The sequence below is a fragment of the Enterococcus sp. DIV1420a genome (assembly GCF_051712165.1).
GTDB classification, from domain to species: Bacteria; Bacillota; Bacilli; order Lactobacillales; family Enterococcaceae; genus Enterococcus; species Enterococcus faecalis.
The window spans coordinates 891,857-916,198 of the sequence record NZ_JBIOOI010000001.1 but is presented as its reverse complement, the minus strand read 5'-3'; the positions used below and the strand labels follow the sequence as shown (position 1 = coordinate 916,198).

The 24,342-nt window shown below is 39.1% G+C and carries 31 protein-coding genes, 1 pseudogene and 1 riboswitch; of the genes and pseudogenes, 6 read left to right on the top strand and 26 right to left on the bottom strand.

Annotation, left to right across the window (positions count from 1 at the left end):
* Positions 1 to 209: 209 nt before the first annotated feature.
* The 4 genes from IGI80_RS04600 to IGI80_RS04585 form a co-directional block, all read right to left on the bottom strand.
* A complete protein-coding gene (locus IGI80_RS04600; RefSeq protein ID WP_438722736.1) occupies positions 210 to 1,721 on the bottom strand; it encodes a glucosaminidase domain-containing protein in 1,512 nt (503 codons plus the stop codon).
* A 228-nt stretch (positions 1,722 to 1,949) separates the two neighbouring features.
* Complete coding sequence (locus tag IGI80_RS04595) at positions 1,950 to 2,462, bottom strand: transcription repressor NadR (protein ID WP_002356248.1); 513 nt, start codon at positions 2,460 to 2,462, stop codon at positions 1,950 to 1,952.
* A gap of 10 nt (positions 2,463 to 2,472) precedes the next feature.
* Positions 2,473 to 3,318: a chorismate mutase gene (locus tag IGI80_RS04590; RefSeq protein WP_438722735.1), complete on the bottom strand. Its 846-nt coding sequence runs from the start codon at positions 3,316 to 3,318 to the stop codon at positions 2,473 to 2,475.
* Between the two features lie 4 nt (positions 3,319 to 3,322).
* Complete coding sequence (locus IGI80_RS04585) at positions 3,323 to 4,036, bottom strand: NAD-dependent protein deacylase (protein WP_002381369.1); 714 nt, start codon at positions 4,034 to 4,036, stop codon at positions 3,323 to 3,325.
* 172 nt (positions 4,037 to 4,208) lie between these two features.
* Here IGI80_RS04585 and IGI80_RS04580 point away from each other — a divergent pair, with 172 nt between their 5' ends.
* The 3 genes from IGI80_RS04580 (at position 4,209) to IGI80_RS04570 (ending at position 7,399) form a co-directional block, all read left to right on the top strand.
* On the top strand, positions 4,209 to 4,505 hold the full coding sequence (locus IGI80_RS04580) for a hypothetical protein (protein WP_002356244.1): 297 nt from the start codon (positions 4,209 to 4,211) through the stop codon (positions 4,503 to 4,505).
* A gap of 189 nt (positions 4,506 to 4,694) precedes the next feature.
* Positions 4,695 to 4,869: riboswitch (Lysine riboswitch) on the top strand.
* Between the two features lie 194 nt (positions 4,870 to 5,063).
* Positions 5,064 to 6,647: an ABC transporter permease subunit gene (locus IGI80_RS04575; RefSeq protein WP_002388748.1), complete on the top strand. Its 1,584-nt coding sequence runs from the start codon at positions 5,064 to 5,066 to the stop codon at positions 6,645 to 6,647.
* 11 nt (positions 6,648 to 6,658) lie between these two features.
* A complete protein-coding gene (locus tag IGI80_RS04570) occupies positions 6,659 to 7,399 on the top strand; it encodes an amino acid ABC transporter ATP-binding protein (RefSeq protein ID WP_002356242.1) in 741 nt (246 codons plus the stop codon).
* Positions 7,400 to 7,443: 44 nt separating this feature from the next.
* On the opposite strand, the gene IGI80_RS04565 is transcribed toward IGI80_RS04570, so the two are convergent.
* Positions 7,444 to 8,028 carry a TIGR00730 family Rossman fold protein gene (locus tag IGI80_RS04565; protein WP_438722733.1) on the bottom strand — a complete coding sequence of 195 codons (585 nt, stop codon included), beginning with the start codon at positions 8,026 to 8,028 and terminating at the stop codon, positions 7,444 to 7,446.
* Between the two features lie 173 nt (positions 8,029 to 8,201).
* On the opposite strand from IGI80_RS04565, the gene IGI80_RS04560 reads away from it, so the two are divergent.
* The 3 genes from IGI80_RS04560 to IGI80_RS04550 all read left to right on the top strand — a co-directional run bounded on the left by IGI80_RS04560 (position 8,202) and on the right by IGI80_RS04550 (position 10,583).
* Positions 8,202 to 8,693 carry a GNAT family N-acetyltransferase gene (locus IGI80_RS04560; RefSeq protein ID WP_002367642.1) on the top strand — a complete coding sequence of 164 codons (492 nt, stop codon included), beginning with the start codon at positions 8,202 to 8,204 and terminating at the stop codon, positions 8,691 to 8,693.
* 90 nt (positions 8,694 to 8,783) lie between these two features.
* A complete protein-coding gene (gene brnQ / locus IGI80_RS04555) occupies positions 8,784 to 10,139 on the top strand; it encodes a branched-chain amino acid transport system II carrier protein (RefSeq protein WP_002364523.1) in 1,356 nt (451 codons plus the stop codon).
* A gap of 132 nt (positions 10,140 to 10,271) precedes the next feature.
* Entirely contained in the window at positions 10,272 to 10,583 is a 312-nt protein-coding gene (locus IGI80_RS04550; RefSeq protein ID WP_002381365.1) for a heavy metal-binding domain-containing protein, read from the top strand.
* Between the two features lie 50 nt (positions 10,584 to 10,633).
* On the opposite strand, the gene truA is transcribed toward IGI80_RS04550, so the two are convergent.
* The 21 genes and pseudogenes from truA to rpsH form a co-directional block, all read right to left on the bottom strand.
* Positions 10,634 to 11,383: a tRNA pseudouridine(38-40) synthase TruA gene (gene truA, locus IGI80_RS04545; protein ID WP_002370657.1), complete on the bottom strand. Its 750-nt coding sequence runs from the start codon at positions 11,381 to 11,383 to the stop codon at positions 10,634 to 10,636.
* An 18-nt stretch (positions 11,384 to 11,401) separates the two neighbouring features.
* Positions 11,402 to 12,199: an energy-coupling factor transporter transmembrane component T family protein gene (locus tag IGI80_RS04540; protein ID WP_002373841.1), complete on the bottom strand. Its 798-nt coding sequence runs from the start codon at positions 12,197 to 12,199 to the stop codon at positions 11,402 to 11,404.
* Positions 12,196 to 13,065, bottom strand: coding sequence for an energy-coupling factor ABC transporter ATP-binding protein (locus IGI80_RS04535; RefSeq protein WP_002381364.1), 870 nt, complete (start codon positions 13,063 to 13,065; stop codon positions 12,196 to 12,198). The genes IGI80_RS04540 and IGI80_RS04535 overlap by 4 nt, the downstream gene beginning before the upstream one ends.
* Positions 13,041 to 13,880, bottom strand: coding sequence for an energy-coupling factor ABC transporter ATP-binding protein (locus IGI80_RS04530; protein WP_002359354.1), 840 nt, complete (start codon positions 13,878 to 13,880; stop codon positions 13,041 to 13,043). The genes IGI80_RS04535 and IGI80_RS04530 overlap by 25 nt, the downstream gene beginning before the upstream one ends.
* A gap of 201 nt (positions 13,881 to 14,081) precedes the next feature.
* Positions 14,082 to 15,257 carry a M20 family metallopeptidase gene (locus IGI80_RS04525; protein ID WP_010710979.1) on the bottom strand — a complete coding sequence of 392 codons (1,176 nt, stop codon included), beginning with the start codon at positions 15,255 to 15,257 and terminating at the stop codon, positions 14,082 to 14,084.
* Between the two features lie 15 nt (positions 15,258 to 15,272).
* Positions 15,273 to 16,472: a DUF819 family protein gene (locus IGI80_RS04520; RefSeq protein WP_002356229.1), complete on the bottom strand. Its 1,200-nt coding sequence runs from the start codon at positions 16,470 to 16,472 to the stop codon at positions 15,273 to 15,275.
* 16 nt (positions 16,473 to 16,488) lie between these two features.
* Positions 16,489 to 16,700: pseudogene (locus IGI80_RS04515) on the bottom strand (hypothetical protein).
* Between the two features lie 45 nt (positions 16,701 to 16,745).
* Complete coding sequence (gene rplQ / locus IGI80_RS04510; protein WP_002356228.1) at positions 16,746 to 17,129, bottom strand: 50S ribosomal protein L17; 384 nt, start codon at positions 17,127 to 17,129, stop codon at positions 16,746 to 16,748.
* Positions 17,130 to 17,202: 73 nt separating this feature from the next.
* A complete protein-coding gene (locus IGI80_RS04505; RefSeq protein ID WP_002356227.1) occupies positions 17,203 to 18,141 on the bottom strand; it encodes a DNA-directed RNA polymerase subunit alpha in 939 nt (312 codons plus the stop codon).
* A gap of 80 nt (positions 18,142 to 18,221) precedes the next feature.
* Positions 18,222 to 18,611 (bottom strand): 30S ribosomal protein S11, encoded by a 390-nt coding sequence (rpsK, locus tag IGI80_RS04500; protein ID WP_002356226.1) that lies wholly within the window; start codon positions 18,609 to 18,611, stop codon positions 18,222 to 18,224.
* Between the two features lie 27 nt (positions 18,612 to 18,638).
* Positions 18,639 to 19,004, bottom strand: a complete 366-nt coding sequence (rpsM, locus tag IGI80_RS04495) for a 30S ribosomal protein S13 (RefSeq protein WP_002356225.1) — start codon at positions 19,002 to 19,004, stop codon at positions 18,639 to 18,641.
* Between the two features lie 19 nt (positions 19,005 to 19,023).
* Positions 19,024 to 19,140, bottom strand: a complete 117-nt coding sequence (gene rpmJ / locus IGI80_RS04490; protein WP_002288710.1) for a 50S ribosomal protein L36 — start codon at positions 19,138 to 19,140, stop codon at positions 19,024 to 19,026.
* A gap of 32 nt (positions 19,141 to 19,172) precedes the next feature.
* The gene (gene infA, locus IGI80_RS04485) at positions 19,173 to 19,391 is read right to left on the bottom strand and encodes a translation initiation factor IF-1 (protein ID WP_002356224.1); all 219 of its coding nucleotides are present in this window, start codon (positions 19,389 to 19,391) and stop codon (positions 19,173 to 19,175) included.
* A gap of 210 nt (positions 19,392 to 19,601) precedes the next feature.
* Positions 19,602 to 20,252, bottom strand: a complete 651-nt coding sequence (locus tag IGI80_RS04480; protein WP_002356223.1) for an adenylate kinase — start codon at positions 20,250 to 20,252, stop codon at positions 19,602 to 19,604.
* An 86-nt stretch (positions 20,253 to 20,338) separates the two neighbouring features.
* Entirely contained in the window at positions 20,339 to 21,637 is a 1,299-nt protein-coding gene (gene secY, locus IGI80_RS04475; RefSeq protein ID WP_002359350.1) for a preprotein translocase subunit SecY, read from the bottom strand.
* Positions 21,638 to 22,078: a 50S ribosomal protein L15 gene (gene rplO / locus IGI80_RS04470; RefSeq protein WP_002356221.1), complete on the bottom strand. Its 441-nt coding sequence runs from the start codon at positions 22,076 to 22,078 to the stop codon at positions 21,638 to 21,640.
* Positions 22,079 to 22,125: 47 nt separating this feature from the next.
* Entirely contained in the window at positions 22,126 to 22,305 is a 180-nt protein-coding gene (rpmD, locus tag IGI80_RS04465; RefSeq protein WP_002356220.1) for a 50S ribosomal protein L30, read from the bottom strand.
* Between the two features lie 14 nt (positions 22,306 to 22,319).
* Positions 22,320 to 22,820, bottom strand: coding sequence for a 30S ribosomal protein S5 (rpsE, locus tag IGI80_RS04460; RefSeq protein ID WP_002356219.1), 501 nt, complete (start codon positions 22,818 to 22,820; stop codon positions 22,320 to 22,322).
* Between the two features lie 20 nt (positions 22,821 to 22,840).
* Entirely contained in the window at positions 22,841 to 23,197 is a 357-nt protein-coding gene (gene rplR / locus IGI80_RS04455) for a 50S ribosomal protein L18 (RefSeq protein WP_002356218.1), read from the bottom strand.
* 160 nt (positions 23,198 to 23,357) lie between these two features.
* The gene (rplF, locus tag IGI80_RS04450; protein WP_002356217.1) at positions 23,358 to 23,894 is read right to left on the bottom strand and encodes a 50S ribosomal protein L6; all 537 of its coding nucleotides are present in this window, start codon (positions 23,892 to 23,894) and stop codon (positions 23,358 to 23,360) included.
* A gap of 31 nt (positions 23,895 to 23,925) precedes the next feature.
* On the bottom strand, positions 23,926 to 24,324 hold the full coding sequence (gene rpsH / locus IGI80_RS04445; protein ID WP_002356215.1) for a 30S ribosomal protein S8: 399 nt from the start codon (positions 24,322 to 24,324) through the stop codon (positions 23,926 to 23,928).
* Positions 24,325 to 24,342 lie beyond the last annotated feature (18 nt).

The window sequence follows — 24,342 nt, the reverse complement described above, 5'->3', positions numbered from 1 at the left end:
TGATTCTACCTAAAAAAAATATAGCTCTCAGCGACTGTTGCTAACTCATCCCGACCTGAATCCTCCTGGCAATAACTGAATGTATTAAACTTTATTGGAGAGAACTTTTGCCACAAAAAAAGCTAGTACTGAAGAATTAAAATTGCTTCTTCAGTGCTAGCTTTGATTTTTCCAACTCATCCGTTCTTATTGACAAAGAGCTGATTTTTTTATTTATCTTTTGGAACGATATAGTTCATCAAATGTGTTTCATCGGCTGAGATTGTACGTGTCGAAACAACGTTTAATCCCTTCACGTTCATTTCAGAAATTAAGATGCTACCATCTTTAAAGACTTTTTCCACAAATGCGACATGACCATAAGTATTGTCTGCGCCTAAAACGCCAGCTGGGAAGGAAACCGCTGCGCCTGCTTTTGGTGTACGACTTACTTTGTACCCGCGTGCACGACCTGTTTCGCCCCAATCTTGACCATTCCCCATTGTTAAGTCCACACGTTTACCTAATTGCGTAATACGGTTGTAGACATATTGTGTACAGTTGCCCCAAGCATAACTATTAAAGGTGTCATAGTTTTTGCCATTATAGGCTGGGAAATTTGATTCCATTGGTTCAACGGTTGCTTTTTCTTTATCATAATAAGTTAAATCGTATGTTTTAATTAACGCATTTAATTTCTTATGGTAATCTTTGTCCGTTGCGTATTTTCCTGTTAGGAAATGTGTCGCTTCTTTGTATGATTTGGCTTCCGTTTTCCAGACACCATGATAGAAATCTTTATTGGAATCTAAACCATTTTTCAATAATTTCGCATAATCTTCCATTGATTCTTTATACGTTGGATATTGACGGAATTTTGCTTCTACTGTGTATAGGTTACCGAAACCATTGTCTTCATAGGTAATAAAAGAAACAGATTGACCTTTGTAATCGCCTTTAATACCAAACAAATTGTAGTTTGGTTTCTGGCTTAATTTACTATTGCCGCTGCCACTTTCTAAAATTGCTTGAGCAATCATCACACTAGCATATAAGTTTTTGTCCTTGGCCACTTTCCGAGCAGATTCACCGATTTCTTGAATAAACTCTTCTGTCTTCTTCGTTTTGCTGACCGTAAACGTCTCATCGTCTTCCACTAACCCAACCGTTTCATTTGTAACTGGTGGGACTATTTCGGGCTGCGGTGTTGACGCTGCTGGTTGTTCTACTGGCTTTTCAGCTGGCGCTGTTGGTGTCACTGGTTTCGCCGGCTGTTTTGATTCAGAAGTACTCGTGCCAGGTTTTGGCTGTTCTTTAGAAGAACTTGGTGTGGTCGTCGGCGTGGTACTTGATTCAGTTGTACTTGTTGACGTAGAATCTGTGGTTGACTCTGTTGTACTCGTTGAGGTGGAGTCAGTAGTCGATTCTGTCGTACTTGTAGATGTTGAATCCGTTGTGGAATCTGTCGTTTCGGTTCCTGACGTTTCCGTGGACTCCGTGGTTGCAGATTCACTTGATTCGGTTGAACTTTCTGTTTCAGTTGTTGATTCTTCTGTCGCTTCTGTTGTTTCACTAGTCGCTGTCGTTTCAGTGTCTTCAGCAGTTGTTGCTTCTGCGGTTGTTTCTGCAACAGAACTATTTTCAGCTACCAAGTTATTACCTTCTGCAAATGCACCTACTGGCATTGATGAACCTAAAAGTAATAAGGTAGAGAACAGGGCAAATTGTTTTTTCATACTCATTCTCCTTTTTTATTTTTCTCCATTTATTTTTATGTACCAACATATATAATTGACATAGTTATTGTTTAAATGGCTCCTTTTTTAATAGTATACTGTTTCATAAAAAATTTCTAGCAAAAAGTTAAAAAAATAGAAGAAAATTCACAAATTCTTCTATCTTTTTTTGGTAATTTTCTAAGAAAAAAAAGAAAGGGCTTGAACAAACATCAACGTCCTCTCTTTTTCTCGTTATCCTTCAAACAAAATACTTTTTTTTCGAAGTGCCTCTTTGATTTCTTGGAAAGTTTCTTCGTCTGCACAGCGAATAGTATGCAGATGGACGCCTCCTGTTAAAACTGATAGTAATGTAGCATGCTCTTTTTGATACTTGTCCATAAATTTATCAATATCTTTCTCTGATTGAATGCGCAAACTGCCGATTAATTCCCCATAAAGCGGATGTGCAATACTCACATCTACCACTTCTCCACCTTTGGCAACAATGACTGACAATTCTTCTCTCGTTTGTTCAGGCGTATGTTGACAAGCAATTTTCCGCTCAATTCCTTCTAAAGGTTGTTCCAACATATACCCTCGAGCTGTTGCGACAATTTCGACCCCTGTCGCCCGTAATAGAGCGACATCTCCTACAATAATTTGTCTGCTGACATCAAAAGCTTTTGCAAAACGAGTGGCACTAATTGGCTTTTCGGTCTCTCTTAATCTTTTAACAATCTCTCTTCTTCTGATTTCTCCATCCACGACCTTCGCCTCACTCTCCTAAATGTTTTTCTTGGAAACGTTTAGAGGCGTCCATAATTCCCTGGAAAGTCTCAGATAATGTTTCTTCATACTCGGCATTTTCAACATGATTCAGAATAGTTTCTAATACTTGTTGTTCTCTTTCAGAATCAAAAACCGCATGACCTGCTTTCTTTTTCACTGCAGCAATCTCTGCGACGACGTCCATCCGCTGTTCTAATAAACGGACCAGTTCCTTATCGATTTGGTTAATCTTTGCTCGTTGTTGTTCTAAAGAAGTTGTTGGGGCGTCATCTTCAGTCAATTCTTTAATTATCCGTGCTGGATTACCTGCGATCACACAGTTTTCTGGAAACGATTTGGTCACAACAGCACCTGCTGCCACCACTACATTATCGCCTAATGTTACGCCAGGAAGGACAATCGCTCCACCGCCAATCCAAACATTGTTGCCAATGATAATTCGTTTCCCTGATTCCATTCCGCTATTACGCTTGGCCGCTTGTAATGGATGCTCGGCTGTATAAAGTTGCACATTGGGTCCAAACATACAGTTATCGCCAATTTCGATTGGACAAACATCTAAAAAAACGTTATTAAAATTGGCATAGAAATTTTTTCCCACAGAAATGTTGTAGCCATAATTAAATTGAATCATCGGTTCGATGTACGTCCCGACACCCACTTTTCCAAACGTTTCTTCTATTAATTGACGACGAATATAAGTGTCTGGTTGTTGGTTAATTAACGCCATTTGTTCACGGGCTTTTTTGCGATCAGCCACTAATTCAGGATCTGAGGCAAAATATAGTGCACCTGCGATCATTTTTTCTTTTTCTGATTTAAATTCTTCCATTCCGTTACTCCTTTATCGTTAATTCTGCAAATATCGTTTCGGCTTTCGCTTCTAAAAAATAATAAGGTTGTTGTAAAAATAGCGGCGTTTGATTAATGGCTAAAATAGTTGCCGTTGGTTGTTTATAATGAATCAAATCGCAAAATGGATGCACTTGAAAACTCGTGCCGACAATCACGATTAAGTCGGCAGAAGCAACGGCCTGAATGGCTTTTTCAATTGCCTCTTCGGATAGTCCTTCTTCATACAAAGTAATAGCTGGACGGATTTGTCCATGACAATCAGCGTGCCGATCACTAAGCAAATAGTCTTGCCAAGGAACCGTTGCACCACAAGTTTGGCAATAACATTCATATAAATTACCATGAAAGTCCACCACTTCTTGGCTACCTGCTTTTCGATGAAGCCCATCAATATTTTGTGAAACAATTTTTCCCCGTTTCATTTGCTCTAATTGGGCCATTTTCTGGTGAATGATATTAGGTTGTGCGTCTGGATGATAGAGCGTTTTAACGAATTGATAAAACTTTTCTGGCTCTGTTTTTAAGCAAGTCCGGCTCAATAAGTATTCCGGTTGCTGGATTCCTTGATAGACACCTTTTAAGGAACGATAATCTGGCACACCTGAGGCTGTCGAGATACCCGCACCTGTTAAAAATGTGATTTTTTGTTGGGTTGCCAACCAATGAATTGCCTCGGCTTGCGTGATATCTTGCATATCGATTCAGCTCCTAATCTTCTATATTATAACGTATTTTAACATTAGCACCAAAAGTTTTTCCACTTTTTGAAAACTTCTTACCTATATATTGATTTATCTTGAAAGAGTTTGTGACAAATTTCTCAACTCGTGGTAAAATATGCATGAGTAAAAGTGAGGTGAAACAACAATGGTCGCATTTATTATTTATTGGGCTGCAATTATTGCCTGCATCGCTTGGGGCGTTTTAAGCATTTGGTTCTCTGTTTTTTATCTTTCTCGTAAAGAAAACGGAAATCTTTGGGCTTTTGCGTTCTTCAACGTTATCGCTATTATCGCCTTAGCAATTGTTTTATTAGTTTACAAAACTTGGGATTTCGGTATCTTAACTTACTCAAGTCTAATTTATACAATTTTAGCTTCTTTAGGTGTATTGACTGTTCTTCAAGCTATTTTAGGTCGTGAACCAAAAGCTGTCAAAGCTTAAGTAAAAAGCAACTGTTCCTTTAGGAATGGTTGCTTTTTTCGTATTAGTTTCTATTTCGTAGGGAAAATGTTACGCTAATTTCATGGTGTTTGTGTCCTCTTGATAAATTCCTTTGCTGGAACATATTGACTTTCTTCTGGATTTATCCTAAAATTAATAACTGAATTTAATAACTGAATAGTGCCTCAAAAAAGAGGTAGAGGTCGCGGTTTTTATTACGCTTGTGGAGTGAGAGGACACTGGGAAGCAAGTTTAGGATCAATCGCCGAAATGCATAACGGAGCCTCTTCTGTTGTGTGTTGGGACGTAAGTTAAGAGCTTGCGGACTGTCTTAGTAGTGATGCTAAGTTGTGCTATGTTTCGTTGAGGAATTTTTTTCGACATTACCTAGCAACCTTACATCTGTTTGGTTGTTTTTTTGTATTCAAAAATAGGTTGTGACAGAAGTATTCTCCTTTAAAAAGACAGAATCGCTTTTGCTCAGCTGATTATCAAAGCTTGTTGATTGAAAAAAGACAAAACGATCAATCAGACAAGAAATTTAAAGGAGAGAAAAAGATGAACAAAAAAGTTTTTTCATTCAGTCTACTACTTGTCACGCTATTTTCGTTACTTGGCATGACAACCAACGCTTCGGCGGAGGAAAATGGTGAATTTCGTGTCGGCATGGAAGCTGGCTACGCCCCTTTTAACTGGTCACAGAAAAATGACGCACATGGCGCAGTGCCTATTCAAGGCAACTCTTATGCAGGCGGCTATGATGTTCAAATTTCTAAAAAAATTGCCGATGGTTTAGGTCGTAAATTAGTAATCGTCCAAACCAAATGGGATGGCTTGGCGCCCGCCTTACAATCTGGAAAAATTGATGCCATTATCGCCGGAATGAGCCCAACCGCTGAACGAAAAAAAGAAATTGCTTTTACAAACCCTTATTATGAATCACAATTTGTCGTAATTGTAAAAAAAGATGGCAAATACGCTAATGCAAAAAACTTGAAAGATTTAGCTGATGCTAAAATCACAGCTCAACTAAATACATTCCACTACGGATTAATTGATCAAATTCCAAATGTCAATAAACAGCAAGCAATGGATAACTTTTCAGCTATGCGAACAGCACTTGCTTCTGGCATGATTGATGGGTATGTTAGTGAACGCCCCGAAGGCATAACAGCAACTAGTGTCAATAAAGAATTAAAAATGTTAGAATTTCCAAAAGAAAATGGCTTTGATGCTAGCGCTGAAGACTCACAAGTAGCAGTCGGCATGCGTAAAGGCGATCCAGACATTGAAAAAGTAAACAAAATTTTAGCAGGTATTTCTCAAGATGAACGGACAAAAATTATGGACCAAGCAATCAAGGATCAACCTGCAGCAACAGATAGTGATGAACAAAAAACAGGACTTATTAACGATTTCAAAAATATTTGGAATCAATATGGCGACATGTTTTTACGTGGTGCTGGTTTAACGCTATTTATCGCGTTAATTGGGACGGTCGTCGGAACAACCCTTGGTTTACTAATTGGTGTCTTCCGTACAATTCCAGATTCTGAAAACCCAGTCGCTCGTTTCTTCCAAAAATTAGGAAATTTAATTCTTTCTATTTATATTGAAGTTTTCCGTGGTACACCAATGATGGTTCAAGCAATGGTTATTTTCTATGGTTTAGCTCTAGCTTTTGGCATCTCTTTAGACCGAACAGTGGCCGCACTATTTATCGTTTCTGTGAATACTGGTGCCTATATGTCTGAAATTGTTCGCGGAGGTATTTTCGCAGTAGATAAAGGACAATTCGAGGCAGCACAAGCGATTGGGATGACCCATGGACAAACAATGCGTAAAGTCGTTATTCCCCAAGTATTACGTAATATTTTACCTGCAACAGGGAATGAATTTGTCATTAATATCAAAGATACGGCCGTGTTAAGTGTTATCGGTGTTGCAGATTTATTCTTCCAAGGGAATGCTGCTTCTGGCGCAAACTTCCAGTTCTTCCAAACCTTTACAATTGTCGGCATCATGTACTTGGTAATGACTTTTGTGATCACACGAATCTTACGTGTTGTGGAACGTAAAATGGATGGCCCTTCTGCTTACGTTAAAGTAGAAGAATTAACTGAAGAAGGAAAAGAAAGCTAGGAGGCAAACAGATGAGTGCAATTATTGAAATTGAACATTTACGAAAAAGCTTTGGCGAAAACGAAGTATTAAAAGATATCAATATGAACGTCAATAAAGGAGAAGTTGTCACCATTATCGGTTCTTCTGGTTCTGGTAAATCAACGTTACTACGTTGTATTAATTTGTTAGAAAAACCAACAGATGGCAAAATCATCTATAATGGTAAAAATGTTTTAGAACGTGGTTATAGTTTGCCAAAATATCGGACCCATTTAGGTATGGTTTTCCAATCATTCAATTTATTTAATAATATGAATGTCTTAGAAAACTGTACTTCTGGTCAGATGACTGTCCTAAAAAGAAACAAAGAAGAAGCCAAAAAAATTGCCTTAGAAAATTTAGAAAAAGTTGGCATGGCTCGTTTTATTGATGCCAAACCTGCTCAATTGTCTGGTGGACAAAAGCAACGGGTAGCCATTGCTCGAGCATTATCAATGGATCCAGATGTTTTACTTTTCGATGAACCAACTTCTGCATTGGATCCTGAAATGGTTGGCGAAGTGCTAAAAACGATGAAAAATCTTGCCCATACAGGGCTAACAATGGTGATTGTAACACATGAAATGGAATTTGCGCGGGACGTATCCGATCGTGTTATTTTCATGGATAAAGGTGTCATTGCCGAAGAAGGGACCGCTGAAGATATTTTTGTCCATCCAAAAGAAGCTCGGACAAAAGAGTTCTTACATCGGATTCTAACGAAAAACTAGTAAAAAAGAGGCAGTCATTCTGGTTAGAGTGACTGCCTCTTTTTTTATTTTTTGTATTGACGAATCATTGGCGGTTCATAAGAATCAATAAATGCACCAATTTCTTCTAAGGAATCTGAAATGAAAATTTTAGCTAGATCCGCTTCTGTTAAGAAACTAGTTTCTACCATTTTATCAAAAAAGGCAGCTAATAAGTCATAGTAACCATTCACATTGTATAAAATACAAGGATTCATATGTTCACCGACTCGGCCCCAAGAGATCACCTCACTAATTTCTTCGAGTGTGCCGGGACCACCGGGTAAAGCTAAATACACATCTGCCAATTCAATCATCTTTTTCTTACGCGCATGCATATCACTGACTATATGCATCTTTGTAATGCCATTATGTGCAATCTCTCGTTCCATTAAAAAAGTGGGCATGACACCAATTACCTCTCCACCTTCTGCTAAAAGCGTGTCAGCCACCGTACCCATTAGACCAACATTGCCACCGCCATAAACTAGATCATAGTGATTTTCTTTCATCCAAGCGGCTAACGCTACTGCAGCTTGCTGATAGATTGACTCATTCCCCAGACTGGCGCCACAATATACTGCCATTTTTTTCACAAACATACCCTCCATTTAGATAGATTCTTTTTTACCATCTATCCTCTGGTAGCTATGGTAGCATATTTTGATTTTCTCGAAAAGGTGCAGCCATTTTTCTTTTCGTTTTAAAAGTATTTGAATTTTCAGACAATAAATGCTATAGTCTTTTTATATTTTAAAATTTCAGAAAAAGGAGCCCTATTATCTTGTCTACCTCACTCACTATTCGCTTAGTTGCCGAAGCCGATTGGCCCGCATTACATGCCTTGGATCAAATCATTTGGACAAAAAAGAATACCCCTGCCGAGATACAACCACTCTCGCTTGCGGCATATCAAGAAAAAATGAAAGATGAAACGATTTTCGTTGCCATCAGCGGACAACAACTCGCTGGATTTATTGAAGTCCATCCGCCCACTTCGTTAGCAGCTCATCAAAAGCAATGGCTACTAAGTATTGGCGTTTCGCCAGATTTCCAAGGCCAAGGGATTGGTGGTTCTTTGTTGTCGTATGTCAAAGATATGGCCCAGATAAGCGGGATTCATAAGCTGAGTTTGCGAGTAATGGCTACCAATCAAGAAGCCATTCGATTCTATGAAAAACATGGTTTTGTGCAGGAAGCACATTTTAAAGAAGAATTTTATATAAATGGACACTATTGTGATGATTATCAGTATGCTTATTTCATAGAAAAATAAGAAAACCAATGTTTTCTATAAAAACTGGTTGCTCTCTGTTTCTTCTTCTGTTATTTTAAATAATAAGACAATATTAAGGAGTGTGAATCTATGCAAAAAAAGTTAGTTTGGCGTGATTATCTATACGTTGGTTCAATGTTATTCGGTTTGTTTTTCGGTGCTGGAAATTTAATTTTCCCTGTACATATGGGACAAGAAGCGGGGGCTTCCGTCTTTTTAGCAAACTTGGGCTTCTTAGCCACTGGAATTGGCTTACCTTTTCTTGGTGTCATTGCTATGGGTGTTTCTAAAAGTTCAGGTGTTTTTGACTTAGCTTCTCGGATTAATCGTCGTTATGCTCTTATTTTTACCTTACTATTATATTTAACGATTGGTCCTTTCTTTGCTTTACCAAGGTTAGCAACTACTTCTTTTGAGATTGGTCTTGCACCATTTGTTCCGAAAGACTTGCAATGGCTGGTTCTTGCTGGCTTTTCCGCATTATTTTTCTTAGCCGTTTGGCTCTTCTCTAGAAAGCCAAGTAAAATCTTAGATTATGTGGGTAAGTTTTTAAATCCGTTATTTTTAGCATTGCTAGGAATTTTGATTGTTTTAGCCTTTGTAAAACCATTAGGTCATGTGGCCAGTGCCGCTGTTGGTGAAAATTATATTTCAAGTCCTTTCTTTAAAGGATTTACAGAAGGTTATAATACGCTGGATGCTTTAGCTTCATTAGCTTTTGGGATTGTTGTCGTTTCCACTTTACGAAATATGGGCGTCGAAAAACCAGGAGATATCGCTAAAGGAATGATTAAATCAGGTGCTTTCAGTGTTGTATTGATGGGGATTATCTATACCTTACTTGCTTATATGGGAACAATGAGTATCGGGGCTTTTCCAATCAGTGAAAACGGCGGGATTGCCTTAGCCCAAATTGCCAATTACTATTTAGGCCTACCAGGGAGTATTTTACTGGCTTTTATCGTAGTTCTTGCTTGTTTAAAAACCGGTATCGGCTTAAGCACAGCCTTTTCTGAGACTTTTGAAGAAATGTTTCCGAAAGTTTCCTATCAAAAATTCTTGGCAATTGTTGTTATTTTACCAGCTATTTTTGCAAATGTCGGCTTAACCAACATCATTCAATTTGCCGTTCCAGTCTTGATGTTCCTTTATCCATTGGCGATTACTTTAATGCTTTTGGTAATCATCAGTCCTATTTTCAAACATCGACGGGAAGTCTATCAAGCAACGACCTATATCACATTGATTGCTGCTGTTTTAGATGCATTAAATAGCGCGCCTGCCTTTATCAAAGATACGGCGTTTGTAACAACGCTTTTAGAAAAAGCCGGCCAATACTTACCATTGTTCACTATTGGCATGGGCTGGGTCGTTCCAGCAACGGTTGCTTTTCTAATTAGTTGGGTTTGGGTCATGATTTCTAAAAAAGAGCCTATTCTTGATTAATTCTTACCAAAACGACACTAGAAAAAATGCGGAAGCGCATCTTTTCTAGTGTCGTTTTTATGTATATTCGTTGTACCAAACTCTTGACTATGGTAAATTGAAGTTACCAACAAGTACTGGAGGAAATTGCCCATGTTAGTTACAACAACCGAGAGAATTAGCGGTCAAGAATATGAAATTATTGGAGAAGTTTTCGGGTTAACCACACGTTCTAAAAATATGTTTAAAGATTTAGGTGCTGGACTAAAAAGCGTAGTTGGCGGTGAAATCAAAGGTTACACTGATATGCAACGAGAAGCACGCGACCAAGCAATCGAACGTTTAAAAGCAGAAGCCTCTAAATTAGGTGCAGATGCCGTTGTGATGATGCGTTTTGATTCTGGCACAATTGGCACAGACATGCAATCTGTCGTGGCTTACGGAACAGCTGTTAAATACATCTAAATTTTGCAACTAAAAAGACGCAGACCTTTTCTTGTAAGGTCTACGTCTTTTTAGTTTTCATATTTCACTTCTGCTAAATACAATCCTTCTGGATGAGCAGTCGGACCTGCTAAATTTCGATCTTTGGCTGCGATAATTGCTGGAATCGCGGTTGGTTCCAGCCGCCCATTGCCGATTTTCAATAGCGTACCAACTAAAATCCGAATCATTTTGTACAAGAAACCATCGCCCCGAAAAGTGAATGTTAATTCATCCCCCGTTTCATTGACATGAACACTGGCTTCATGAATGGTTCGGACTTTATCTTCTACCGAACTTCCTGAGGCACAGAAAGAGGTAAAATCATGGGTGCCTAATAAATCAGGCAAAGCTTGTTGGATTTTTTCGAGATCAATGGGATACGGAAAATAACTAGCATAAAAACGTCGAAATGGACTTCGCGGTTTGCCAATATCCACTTTAAATTGATAGGTTTTTTCGATCACATGATAACGTGCATGAAAGTCTTCTGAAACACGTTCCACGCTGCGCACAGCAATGTCTTCGGGTGTTTGTGTATCTAACGCAAAGCGCATTTTTTCCAACGGACGTTCCTGCGGATAATCAAAGTGAATCACTTGGCCCATTGCATGAACACCTGCATCTGTTCGTCCTGAACCAAAAACCGTCACGGAGCGTCCATTATTCATGCGTGCTAACGTTTTTTCTATTTCTTCTTGAACGGTACGCTCATTAGGTTGCTTTTGAAAGCCATGAAAATGAGTGCCATCATAGGCAATGATTGCTTTATAGCGGGGCATAATTTTTCTTCACCTTTTCTAAGTTCTTAATACAAATAAGCCAATGGTTAACAAGACAAAGCCAAACATTACTATTGTATCTCGTAGGTGCCAATGAAGAATGCGGTATTTTGTCCGTCCTTCACCACCTTGATAACCTCTTGCTTCCATGGCAGTCGCTAAGTCTTCCGCACGATTAAAACTACTTACGAAAAGCGGAATCAAAAGTGGAACAATAGCTTTCATTTTTTGAAGTAAGTTTCCTTCACCAAAATCAACACCACGGGCACGTTGGGCATTCATAATCTTTTCCGTTTCATCCATTAATGTTGGGACAAAACGTAAGGCAATTGATAACATCAATGAAACTTCATGAACTGGAAATTTCACCACACGAAGTGGACGTAGCAAATATTCAATCGCATCTGATAACTCTAATGGTGCCGTCGTTAAAGTTAATAACGTTGACATGAAAATAATTAAAACAAAACGACAGAAAATAAATAGCCCATTCGTCACACCAAACTGGGTAATGGAAATAATTCCCCACTGAAAGTACACCTCTCCCCCTTGTGTAAACAAGGTTTGAAGAGCCACAGTAAACAGAATTAGCCATAATAATGGCCGAACACCGCGGATAAAGAAGCGGGCGCTGATTTTTGATAATGAAATAGCAAAAGCAGTAAAGGCTGCTATTAAAACATAACTCTGCCAATTATTTGCTAAAAAGATAATCCCAATAAAATAAAAACTAGCTAATAATTTTGCGCGCGGATCTAAACGATGGATAAAAGAATCACCTGGAATATAGCGCCCAAAAATCAATTTATTCATCATTTTGCCTCACCTGCTTCCTGCATTTTTTTCAGAAGCTGATCGGCTAATTGATCGGCCGTTAATGGTAATTGCTCAAAAGAAAAGCCTTTTGCCACTAATTTTTCAGCAAATTCGGCTGCAGTTGGCACGCCTAATTGTTTTTCTTTCAGCCATTGTGTCTCTTGAAACACTTCTTGTGGTGCTCCCGCTCGGACGATTTGTCCTTTTTCTAAAACAATCACATGATCTGCGTAATTAGCCACGTCATCCATCAAATGTGTCACTAAAACGATGGTCATATTATGTTCCTTATGCAGACGACTAAACATCTCCATCATTTCTTTACGACCCTTAGGATCCAAACCAGCAGTCGGTTCGTCTAATACTAAGACTTCTGGTTCCATCGCTAGTACACCAGCAATTGCGACACGGCGCATTTGACCACCTGATAACTCAAACGGAGAGTGTTGTAAGTATTTTTCATCTAAGCCGACTAAATCAAGCATTTTCTTAGCTAATTTTTTCGCTTCTTCGTCTGAAACACCAAAGTTTTTCGGTCCGAAAGCGATGTCTCGCTCCACTGTTTCTTCAAACAATTGTGCTTCTGGAAATTGAAAAACGATCCCAACTTTTTTACGAATTGGTTTTAAATTCTTATTATCAGTTTCTGGCGTAATTACACGCTCTCCAATTGTCACTTGGCCTTTAGTTGGTTTCACCAAAGCATTCAAATGTTGTAATAACGTTGATTTGCCACTGCCAGTATGACCGACAATCGCTGTATAAGAGCCGTCTTGAATCGTTAAATTAATATCGAATAATGCCCGTTGCTCAAAAGGAGTATTGGGTTGGTAAGTAAAATCTACTTGTTTAAAACGGATGTCCATAACCAATCCACCATCCCTTCTTCTGTTAAATAATTCGTTGGCACAACAACGCCACGCTCTTTCAAAGCTACTTTTAATTTTTCAGGAAACGGTAAATCCAAGCCCATTTCAACAAGCGCTTCTCCTGCAGAAAAAATCTTTTCTGGTGTTCCCTCGTTTGTCAATTGTCCTTGGCGCATCACTAAAATACGATTCGCATTAGCCGCTTCATCAATATCGTGGGTAATAGAAATAACTGTTAAATTGCTTTCTTCTTTAATCTTTTGAATGGTAGCAATTACTTCTGCACGACCTTCTGGATCTAACATACTTGTCGCTTCGTCTAAAATAATAATATCTGGTCGCAAAGCAACCACACCAGCGATAGCTACTCGTTGTTTTTGGCCGCCAGATAGCCGAGCAGGTTCTCGCTTGGCAAAATCTAACATACGAACCCGTTCTAATGCATCGTGAACACGTTCGACCATTTCATCACGCGGAATACCTTGATTTTCTAAACCAAAAGCCACATCGTCTTCGACTGTTGAACCGACAAATTGGTTATCTGGATTCTGAAAAACCATTCCTACCATACGCCGGATATCCCAGACGTTTGCTTCATTTAATTCTTTGCCGCCAACTTTGATAGTCCCAGCAGCTGGCAGTAACAGACCATTGATCGTTTTGGCTAACGTTGATTTACCAGAACCATTATGGCCAATAATAGCGACCCATTCGCCTTGTTGAATGGAAAAAGACACATCTTTTAAAGCGGGAGAAGCATCTTCTGGTTGATAATTAAATTGGATATTATTTAGTTCAATGATTGGTTGCATCGCGTACTCCCTCAATCTATTTATTCTTTCTAACACTACCAAAAAAGTAGCGTTTTTTCAATCATCTGTTCTGATTCTTCACACTATTTTTTATTATACCAAAAGAACGGTCATTATGGGAGCTCTTATCTGTCTTGACAGGTCTATTTTTCATAAAAATAACTTCTTGTTCTCATAAAACAAGAAGTTACTGATTTTCTTTTAAAAATGTGTCTTCAAATATTCAAACGCATATTGGGCATATAACTCAGCACCCATTGCCATCGCATCTTCATCAATATTAAAACGACCATGGTGATGTGCCCATTCCGTATCTTTCTCTGGATTACCACTTCCCACTAAGGCAAAACAACCAGAAGCATGTTCAGTATAATAACTGAAGTCTTCACCACCGGTTGTCGGCTCTTCTTGTCTTAAGGCCGCTTCACCAAAATTTTCCTTAATTAGTGTTTGGGCAAACAAGGCATCCTGCTCATCATTAATCACTGGCAACGTTCCATATTGATAATCTAACGAAGCCGTCCCACCGTAAATAGCGGCTGTTTGTTCCGCATAGCGTTGCAGCGCCTGTTCTACTCGATTACGCGTTGCTACACTAAAGCAACGAACCGTTCCTTCTAAACGTGCATTCTCAGCAATCACATTAAAACGGGTCCCCACATCCATCCGTCCAATCGTGACAACTACTGGATCTAAAGGATCTGTCTCTCGAGAAACAATCGTTTGCAGACTCATCACGAAAGAAGAAGCTATGACTGCCGCATCAATACAAGCGTTTGGCATGGCACCATGGCCACCACGGCCTTTAAAATCAACAGAAAAAATATCTGCGGATGCGAAACTTGAGCCCACTCGACACGAAGCGGTTCCTACAGGCATTTGTGACCAGATATGTAAGCCAAATACATCATCAACACCGGTCATTGCGCCTTGCGCAACCATTGCTTTAGCACCTTGCGCATTTTCTTCAGATGGTTGAAAAATTAATCTTACTGTTCCCTGAAGTTCTTCCTGGATTTCTTTTAATACTTTAGCCGCTGTTACTAACATCGCGGTATGGGAATCATGCCCACATGCATGCATCTTGCCAGCTTCTAAAGATTTATAAGCTAAATCTTCATTTAATTCCTGTACAGGTAAGGCATCCATATCAGCCCGCAGCGCAACCACTCGGCCTGGTTTGCCGCCCACAATTTCAGCAATTAAACCCGTCGGTTCTGTTTTGCGATAAGTAATTCCTAATTGATCAAGAACTGCCGCGACTTTTTCTGTCGTTCGAAATTCTTCAAATTGTAATTCTGGATGTTGGTGTAAATCCCGTCGAAAAGCAATCATTTCTTGTGCATGCTGCTTGACTAGTGCTTTGATTTTTTTCATACTTACGCCCCGTTTCTACAAACTTAATAAAATACTTGAAAAAATACCCGCTAAAATAACCGAAACAATGGTGACTGTTACGAAACCTGCCACTAACATCGGTGGCATTAAATGGCTCGTTAAAGCCGCCTGTTCTTGTTCATCTTCTGTCAATGATTGAATCACTTCATTAGTAATAATATAATCGGCTGGAAAGCCATATAAAGCTGTCAACGAAACAGCGAATGCCATCTCTTTACTCACACCTAATACACGACCAACAATTGCTGAAAAGATGTACATCCCGATAACACCAATCACAATAATCCCAATCATTGGTAAAAATAAATCCATCAACATTTCAGGTGTGGCTTGTTTTAAGCCATCAAAGACAAAAAGCATTAACCCTAAAATCGCAAAACCAAAGCTATTTGCTTTCTGCAATGGTTGCTTTTCTAAAAAGCCTAAAGACGTTGCAATCACGCCAAAACATAAACACAGCACAAAAGGACTAATCGTCACAAACGGTGCCGTCCACACAGAAACATAATAAGCAAGTGTGGCAACTAAGGCTAAACGTAAAATTCGTGAATAATCTGTATGATATCGTTTGGGTACTTTTTCAAATAGTTTAGGCACATCTGGTTCTGCTCCTGTTTCTTGCCCCTCTTGTTCATGAACCGGCTGCCATGTCCCTGCTCGATATTCTTGAAGCTTCCGCTTTCCTTCTTTTTTTAGAACAATTGAAGTTAAGGGATAACCAGCAAACCCTTGAATGACATAAATTAAAATTGCCAAAACCGAAAGTGAGGCTAAACCAGCTGATTGAGCCGCTTCTGACATTACTAATGAAGAAACTAAACCTCCTACTAACGGCGGGATTGCAACTAAAACTGTTTTTAAGTCAAAAACAAAAGTCCCCACAGCTAACAACAAGGCAATAATGCCTAGAATACCTGACAAAGCAATCACAATCGTTTTCCATTGATTAACCAATTCTTTAACAGAGAGCAGAGTGCCCATATTAGTAATCAACAGATACATTAATAAAGTGGCAACCACTGTAGGAATCCCTGCCACTTCCACAATATTTTGTGGAAAAATAGTCCAATAACCAAGAATAAATAAAACACCACAAACAAAAACAGATGGAATCCAAGCTTTTGTTTTGATAGAAACTACATCACCAATGTATAAAATAACCATCAGCAACGAAAAAGCAAACATTTGCGACATATAATTCCCCCTTCTACTAACTCAGATGCTTAATTATCTGAAAATTCCAATTAATAATCAGTATAACAAACCGGAAAAGCTTCTGCAATGCTTTTAAGAAACAAAAAAGCTTTGAGAAAACAGCGTTTTCCCAAAGCAAAAAAAATCACCTTTATATGATGAGTGCTCCCCTGCTAAAGCCATCTTTAGCAGGGAAAGCAGAGCTAGACTCGGAGTCGCCTCCAACATCATAACACTCTAAAAGAAACATCTATAAAGTGATCGGTTTATTAATTATTTAACAAATTCGATAACTACCATTGGTGCTGCATCGCCGCGTCTTGGTTCTGTCTTCAAGATACGAGTGTAACCACCTTGGCGTTCCGCGAAACGAGGTCCTAAATCGTTAAATAGCTTTTGTAAAGCTGATTCAACAACGATAGACTCATCTTCTTCACGAACACTAGCAACTTCATTACGAACGAAAGTAGCTGCTTGACGACGTGCATGAAGATCTCCACGTTTACCTAAAGTAATCATTTTTTCTACAGTTGAACGTACTTCTTTCGCACGAGCTTCAGTAGTTACGATGCGTTCGTTGATGATTAAATCAGTTGTAATATCACGTAGCATAGCTTTACGTTGGCTTGATGTGCGTCCTAATTTACGGTAACTCACGTTGGGTTCCCTCCTTCGTTTCTGTTCTCACGAGCCACTGCTGTTAAGCAGGACTGGAAACTTCGTAAAAGTCTTAATCGTCCTTACGTAATCCTAACCCTAGATCATGCAATTTAAGTTTTACTTCTTCAAGAGATTTACGACCTAAATTACGTACTTTGATCATTTCTGGTTCAGATTTGTTTGTAAGTTCTTGTACAGTATTAATGCCTGCACGTTTTAAACAGTTATATGAACGAACTGATAAATCAAGTTCTTCAATCGTCATTTCTAGCATTTTCTCTTTTTGAGTTTCTTCTTTTTCCACCATGATTTCAGCGTTTTTCGCTTCGTCAGTAAGGTTTACAAAGATATCTAAATGCTCAGTCATGATTTTCGCAGCTAAACTTAGTGCTTCTTGAGGAATGATTGAACCATCTGTCCATATTTCCATTGTTAATTTGTCGAAATCATCACGACGACCAACACGTGTATTTTCTACTTGGTAGTTAACACGACGAACGGGTGTGTAGATGGAATCAACTGGAAGTACACCGATTGGCATATCTTCTTTTTTGTTTTCGTCTGCTTGAACATAGCCACGACCAGGTTTCACTGTTAAGCGAGCATGGAAAGTAGCTCCTTCAGCAACACTACAGATAACTAAATCTTTATTTAGGATCTCAACATCACTGTCCACGATAATATCGCCGGCAGTCACGGTAGCGGGTCCTGTAATATCGATCTCAAGGGTTTTCTCTTCTTCAGCATATAATTTCAATGCTAAGCCTTTAATATTCAAAATAATTTGTGTTACGTCTTCTCGTACACCTGGAATGGTTGAGAATTCGTGTAAAACACCATCGATTTGAATATTCGTAATTGCAGCTCCTGGTAAAGAAGACAATAAAATACGACGTAGAGAGTTACCTAAAGTAGTTCCGTAACCGCGTTCTAATGGTTCAACGACGAACTTACCATAATCTCTATTTTCATCAATTTTTTCGATTCTTGGTTTTTCAAATTCAATCATTCTTATCTATACCCCTTTCAAAACGAAAAGTGTCTTGTTCAATGACGTTCCTAATTCAAACTCAGAATGAGTGGCGCTCATTAAACACGACGGCGTTTTGGAGGGCGGCATCCATTATGAGGAACTGGAGTCACGTCACGAATTGCAGTCACTTCTAAACCTGTTGCTTGTAATGAACGAATTGCTGCTTCACGTCCAGAACCAGGTCCTTTAACTGTTACGTCTACAGTTTTAAGTCCATGTTCCATTGCCACTTTAGTTGCGGCTTCTGCAGCCATTTGAGCGGCAAAAGGAGTTGATTTTTTGCTTCCTTTAAAGCCTAATGATCCTGCTGATGACCATGCTAATGCATTACCATGTGTATCAGTAATCATTACGATTGTATTGTTGAATGTAGAATGGATATGTGCTACACCTGATTCTATATTCTTTTTGACACGGCGTTTACGACTAACTTTTTTTGCTGCCATGAAGTTCTAACCTCCTTCACTTAGGAATTATTTTTTCTTGCCTGCTACTGTTTTAGTAGGGCCTTTACGAGTACGTGCATTATTTTTCGTGTTTTGTCCACGAGTTGGTAATCCACGACGGTGACGGATTCCACGGTATGAACCGATTTCCATCAAGCGTTTGATGTTTAAGTTCACTTCACGACGAAGATCCCCTTCAACTTTTAACTTATCAATTTCCGCACGAATCGCATCTGTTTGTTCGTTTGTTAAATCACGTACACGAACATCTTCAGATACGCCAACGTTTGCTAAAACTTTTTTAGCTGTAGTGTTACCAATACCATAAATGTAAGTAAGAGAAACTACTACACGTTTGTCACGAGGGATGTCTACTCCTGCAATACGAGCCATTATTCGTTACACCTCCTAATTATCCTTGACGTTGTTTATGTTTTGGATTTGCTGGGCAAATAACCATAACACGTCCTTTACGGCGAATTACTTTACAATGTTCACACATTGGTTTTACTGATGGTCTTACTTTCATGATAATACCTCCTGTGGTTTTACGGAGTACAATTATTTAAAGCGATAAGTAATACGGCCACGCGTTAAATCATACGGTGATAATTCAACTGTTACTTTGTCACCAGGTAAGATACGGATGTAGTGCATACGGATTTTACCTGAAACAGTAGCAAGAACTTGGTGTCCATTTTCTAGTTCGACTTTAAACATTGCATTCGGCAAAGTTTCGACGACTGTACCTTCGACTTCAATCATATCTTCTTTTGCCACGCACAGTACCTCCTTGTACTTGTTTCGCGTTTTCACACGATAAAACGGCGGAAACTCCAGCTCCCACCTAGAAATTCTCAACTAACTTCGTTATTCATTTTGATGTCACAAAACTGTAGAAGTCGGACTGATATATTCTACCATATTTAGTTATGTTTTGGCAAGAGAAACTGAATACAACAACAGGGTTAAACTGCGGGCAATTGGAAATTAGTTTTCGTCAATGATTTTTTTCACATCAGAAAAAACAGTATCGATTTCGCGATTGCCATCGATTGTATGCATCAAGCCTTGTTCTTTATAGAAAGCTAAGATTGGTGCGCTACTTTCAATGTTGACTGCCAAACGATTTTTAACCGTTTCGGGCTTATCATCTTCTCTTTGGTAGAATTCATGTCCGCCACAGCGATCACAAGTGCCTTCAACTTTTGGCGGGTTGAATAATTTATGATACGTTGCGCCACATGTGCGACAGATGAATCGTCCAGCTAAACGCTCGATTAATACATCTTCTTCTACATGGATGTCAATGACAGCATCAATTTTTTTGTTTAATTCTTTAAGCATTGTATCTAATGCTTTTGCTTGATCCAGTGTACGTGGGAAACCATCTAATAGGAATCCTTTGTCTGTGTCTGGTTCAGCAAGGCGTTCTTTAACAATTCCGTTTGTTACTTCGTCAGGAACCAGTTCACCTTTATCGATATAAGATTTCGCTTCTAGGCCCAAGGCAGTTTCATTTTTCATTGCTGCACGGAACATATCTCCAGTAGAAATATGTGGAATGCCATACGTATCAATGATTTTTTCTGCTTGGGTGCCTTTACCTGCTCCAGGTAATCCCATTAAAATGAGGTTCATATATTCTCCTCCTAATTTTAAAGACCGGCTTATGAAGCTAGCCATATGTGAGAATGGTGCTGAGGTAAAACCTCAACACTCGATTCTTACTTATTGATAAAGCCGACATATTGACGTTTCATCATTAATCCTTCTAATTGTTTCGTTGTTTCTAATGCAACCCCGATAACGATTAGTAAACTTGTTCCACCTAAACCGATTGATTGAGGTAAGTTCCAAACCATTTGCGCAATGATTGGAAGTAAAGCAACAAGTCCTAGGAAAATTGAGCCGACAACACTTAATCTCATTAACACGCCAGATACATATTCTTCTGTACCTTTACCTGGTCGCACGCTTGGAATGTAGCTTCCTTGTTTTTGTAAGTTTTCCGCTAATTTCTCAGGGTTTACTTGAACAAATGCATAGAAGAACGTAAACGCAACGATTAGGACAGTATAGATGATTGCCCCTGGAACTGTGTTATAACTGAAGATTTTTGTCATAATGTCATACCAATTTTCACCAGCGAATTTTGATGAGAAAGCTTGTAAAATGGCATTTGGTGTTGCAATTAACGAGCTGGCAAAGATAACTGGAATAACCCCAGCAGCATTTACTTTTAACGGTAAATAACTACTTGTTGGTGCACCAGAAACACGTTTTGTATATTGGATTGGAATCTTACGTTCTGCTTGTTGGAAGAACGTTACGACTGTAACGATCACCAAAATAGCAATAACTAAGATTGCAATGAAAATAACAGATTGCCAAATACGAGAAGACTCGATATTGACGAAGTAATCTTCATAGATTTCTTTGACTGCTCCTGGCAAACGAGAAATAATCCCGGCAAAGATAATCATTGAAACACCATTTCCGATTCCTTTTTCTGTAATTTGTTCACCCATCCAAGTCACAAACATCGTCCCAGCAGTTAAAATAACTGCAATCATCACAAAGGTACCTAAGGTTGGATTGTTTACAATCCCAGTTTGACTTAAGCTATTAAAACCAGCAGTGATCCCCATTGACTGAGCCACACCCAAGACAATCGTTAGATATCTTGTAGCTTGATTTAATTTCTTACGCCCAACTTCCCCTTGTTTTGACCATTCTACAAATCTAGGTACAATATCCATTTGCAATAGTTGAATAATAATAGAGGCTGTAATGTATGGCGAAACCCCCATCGAGAAGATAGAGAAGTTTTGCATGGCACTACCACTCACCATATTCAACATATTCAAAAAGGGTAAGCTACTTAAATCAGACAATCCCTTTGCATTCACCCCGGGCACAGTAATGTGCGCACCTAGGCGAAATACAAACAAGATTAAAACTGTAAATAAGATTTTTGATCTAATGTCTTTGACTTTAAAGGCGTTCTTTAATAGCTTGAACAATTAGATCACCTCGATTGAACCACCAGCAGCTTCAATAGCTTCTTGTGCTGATTTCGAGAATTTAGCTGCTTTCACAGTTAATTTTTTCGTTAACTCACCATCTGCAAGAACTTTGATTCCCGCTTTTTCGTTTTTAACGATTCCTGCTTCTTTTAGGACAACAGGAGTTACTTCTGTTCCATCTTCAAAACGGTTTAAAGTATCTAAGTTCACAACAGCGTAATCTTTACGATTAATGTTTGTAAACCCACGTTTTGGTAAACGACGGAATAATGGAGTTTGACCCCCTTCAAATCCTAAACGAACACCACCGCCTGAACGGGCTTTTTGCCCTTTTTGTCCACGGCCAGCTGTTTTACCATTACCAGATGAAGTACCACGTCCAACACGGTTACGTACTTGGCGTGAGCCCTCAGCAGGTTTTAATTCATGAAGTTTCATAGGTTTGGCACCTCCTTAAGCAATCTTCTATTACAAATCTATAAATCTTAAACTTCTTCTACGTCCACTAAATGTGAAATAGTGTTAACCATACCTTTGATTGCTTCATTGGCAGGTTTTGTAACAGTACTATTCACTTTACCTAAACCTAACGCTTTAACTGTAGCACGTTGGTTTTGAGGACGTCCGATAACACTGCGTTTTAAAGTAATTTTTAATTCAGCCATTATTTTTGTCCTCCTTAACCGATAATTTCTTCTACAGATTTACCGCGAAGTGCTGCCACTTCTTCGGCACGTTTTAATTGTTTTAGACCTTCAACAGTTGCGCGAACAACGTTAATAGGTGTGTTTGAACCTAGTGATTTAGATGTAATATCTGCTACACCAGCTAATTCCAATACGGCACGAACTGGTCCACCAGCAGCTACCCCAGAACCTTCTACTGCAGGTTTCATAAGGATACGGCCGCCACCGAATACGCCAATTACTTCGTGCGGGATAGTAGAACCAACCATAGGCACTTCAACTAAGTTTTTCTTCGCGTCTTCGATTGCTTTACGGATAGCTTCAGGTACTTCTTGTGCTTTACCAGTACCGAAACCAACGTGTCCGTTTTTGTCACCGACAACAACTAAAGCTGCGAAACGTAAACGACGTCCACCTTTAACAACTTTTGTTACACGGTTGATCGCTACAACGCGGTCTTCTAATTCCAAATGTTTTGGATCAATATAAACCATGAATGGTGTTCCTCCTTCTCCTAAAATTCTAGTCCATTTTCACGAGCAGCTTCAGCTAAAGCTTGCACGCGGCCATGGTAAAGGTATCCACCACGGTCGAAGACTACTTTTTTGATGCCTTTTTCAGCGGCACGTTCAGCAACTAGTTTACCAACAGCTGCAGCTGTTTCTGTTTTTGTTCCACCTGAAATTTCTTTATCCAAGGCAGAGGCACTTGCTAGCGTCACACCCGCTACGTCATCAATGACTTGCGCGTAGATGTTTTTGTTAGAACGGAAAATGTTCAAGCGTGGGCACTCAGCAGTACCAGAGATTTTGTTACGTACACGACGATGTCTCTTTTGACGTGTTTTGTTTTTATCTGGTTTTGTAATCACAATTTTCACCTCTTTGATTTAATGTTTACTACTAATATTTCAAGCAGTCAGCAGATTACGGAAAAGAGAAGCTGGCAGACAAGACAAAAGCATTTTATTGGAAAAATCCCATAAAATGACAGTTGCTTGTTGTTGACTTCTGTTTTCTACACAGCTGTTATTATTTACCAGTTTTACCTTCTTTACGGCGTACAAATTCACCAACATAGCGAATCCCTTTGCCTTTATAAGGTTCTGGAGGACGAACGCCACGGATGTTAGCAGCTAATTCACCAACAACTTCTTTGTTGATGCCTTTAACGATAACTTGTGTGTTCGCAGGTACTTCAAATGTTACGCCTTCTGGTGCTGTCATTTCGACAGGATGAGAATAACCAACGTTTAAAGTTAATTTGTTGCCTTGTACTTGGGCACGGTATCCGACACCGATAAGTTCAAGTGCTTTTTGGAAACCTTCAGAAACACCAACAACCATGTTGTTGAAGTTTGCACGAGTTGTTCCGTGGATTGTTTTCATTTCTTTTGAATCGTTTGGACGAGTGAATGTCACTTCGTTTCCTTCGATGTTCATTTTGATATCAGAAGAAAATTCGCGTGTTAATTCACCTTTAGGTCCTTTAACTGTAATGTTGTTTCCGTCTTGCTTGATTTCAACACCAGCAGGAAGAACAACAACTTTATTACCAATACGGCTCACTTAGAGACACCTCCTTGTGTATTTTTTAGAATTACCATACGTAGGCGATTACTTCGCCGCCGATATTTTTCGCTCTAGCTTCTTTGTCAGTAATTACACCCTCTGATGTAGAGATGATTGCAATTCCTAGACCGTTTAATACTTTTGGTACTTCGTCAGCTTTTACGTATGCACGTAAACCTGGTTTAGAAATACGTTTTAAGTTTGTGATAACACGTTCTTCGTTTTTACCATATTTTAGGAAAACACGGATTACGCCTTGTTTGTCATCTTCGATGTATTCTACGTCGCGGATAAATCCTTCACGTTTCAGGATTTCTGCGATATCACGTTTGATTTTTGAAGCAGGTACTTCTAAAGTTTCATGTTTAACCATGTTCGCATTACGAATGCGAGTTAGAAAATCTGCAATTGGATCTGTCATGACCATTGAACTATTTACCTCCTT

What these genes read in the sequence shown, in the direction of transcription:
- IGI80_RS04570 (WP_002356242.1), top strand. Translation starts at nt 6,659, where the DNA reads ATGAGTGCAATTATTGAAATTGAACATTTACGAAAAAGCTTTGGCGAA.
- IGI80_RS04600 (WP_438722736.1), bottom strand. Translation starts at nt 1,721, where the DNA reads ATGAGTATGAAAAAACAATTTGCCCTGTTCTCTACCTTATTACTTTTA.
- IGI80_RS04575 (WP_002388748.1), top strand. Translation starts at nt 5,064, where the DNA reads ATGAACAAAAAAGTTTTTTCATTCAGTCTACTACTTGTCACGCTATTT.
- rpmJ (WP_002288710.1), bottom strand. Translation starts at nt 19,140, where the DNA reads ATGAAAGTAAGACCATCAGTAAAACCAATGTGTGAACATTGTAAAGTA.
- IGI80_RS04590 (WP_438722735.1), bottom strand. Translation starts at nt 3,318, where the DNA reads ATGGAAGAATTTAAATCAGAAAAAGAAAAAATGATCGCAGGTGCACTA.
- truA (WP_002370657.1), bottom strand. Translation starts at nt 11,383, where the DNA reads ATGCCCCGCTATAAAGCAATCATTGCCTATGATGGCACTCATTTTCAT.
- brnQ (WP_002364523.1), top strand. Translation starts at nt 8,784, where the DNA reads ATGCAAAAAAAGTTAGTTTGGCGTGATTATCTATACGTTGGTTCAATG.
- rpsE (WP_002356219.1), bottom strand. Translation starts at nt 22,820, where the DNA reads ATGGTTTATATTGATCCAAAACATTTGGAATTAGAAGACCGCGTTGTA.
- IGI80_RS04565 (WP_438722733.1), bottom strand. Translation starts at nt 8,028, where the DNA reads ATGGAGGGTATGTTTGTGAAAAAAATGGCAGTATATTGTGGCGCCAGT.
- IGI80_RS04525 (WP_010710979.1), bottom strand. Translation starts at nt 15,257, where the DNA reads ATGAAAAAAATCAAAGCACTAGTCAAGCAGCATGCACAAGAAATGATT.
- IGI80_RS04535 (WP_002381364.1), bottom strand. Translation starts at nt 13,065, where the DNA reads ATGGACATCCGTTTTAAACAAGTAGATTTTACTTACCAACCCAATACT.
- rpmD (WP_002356220.1), bottom strand. Translation starts at nt 22,305, where the DNA reads ATGGCTGAATTAAAAATTACTTTAAAACGCAGTGTTATCGGACGTCCT.
- rplO (WP_002356221.1), bottom strand. Translation starts at nt 22,078, where the DNA reads ATGAAACTTCATGAATTAAAACCTGCTGAGGGCTCACGCCAAGTACGT.
- IGI80_RS04520 (WP_002356229.1), bottom strand. Translation starts at nt 16,472, where the DNA reads ATGTCGCAAATGTTTGCTTTTTCGTTGCTGATGGTTATTTTATACATT.
- IGI80_RS04530 (WP_002359354.1), bottom strand. Translation starts at nt 13,880, where the DNA reads ATGCAACCAATCATTGAACTAAATAATATCCAATTTAATTATCAACCA.
- rpsM (WP_002356225.1), bottom strand. Translation starts at nt 19,004, where the DNA reads ATGGCTCGTATTGCAGGAGTAGACATCCCTCGTGACAAACGTGTAGTA.
- IGI80_RS04550 (WP_002381365.1), top strand. Translation starts at nt 10,272, where the DNA reads ATGTTAGTTACAACAACCGAGAGAATTAGCGGTCAAGAATATGAAATT.
- rpsK (WP_002356226.1), bottom strand. Translation starts at nt 18,611, where the DNA reads ATGGCAGCAAAAAAAGTTAGTCGTAAACGCCGTGTCAAAAAGAATATA.
- IGI80_RS04505 (WP_002356227.1), bottom strand. Translation starts at nt 18,141, where the DNA reads ATGATTGAATTTGAAAAACCAAGAATCGAAAAAATTGATGAAAATAGA.
- IGI80_RS04540 (WP_002373841.1), bottom strand. Translation starts at nt 12,199, where the DNA reads ATGATGAATAAATTGATTTTTGGGCGCTATATTCCAGGTGATTCTTTT.
- IGI80_RS04585 (WP_002381369.1), bottom strand. Translation starts at nt 4,036, where the DNA reads ATGCAAGATATCACGCAAGCCGAGGCAATTCATTGGTTGGCAACCCAA.
- IGI80_RS04580 (WP_002356244.1), top strand. Translation starts at nt 4,209, where the DNA reads ATGGTCGCATTTATTATTTATTGGGCTGCAATTATTGCCTGCATCGCT.
- IGI80_RS04480 (WP_002356223.1), bottom strand. Translation starts at nt 20,252, where the DNA reads ATGAACCTCATTTTAATGGGATTACCTGGAGCAGGTAAAGGCACCCAA.
- rpsH (WP_002356215.1), bottom strand. Translation starts at nt 24,324, where the DNA reads ATGGTCATGACAGATCCAATTGCAGATTTTCTAACTCGCATTCGTAAT.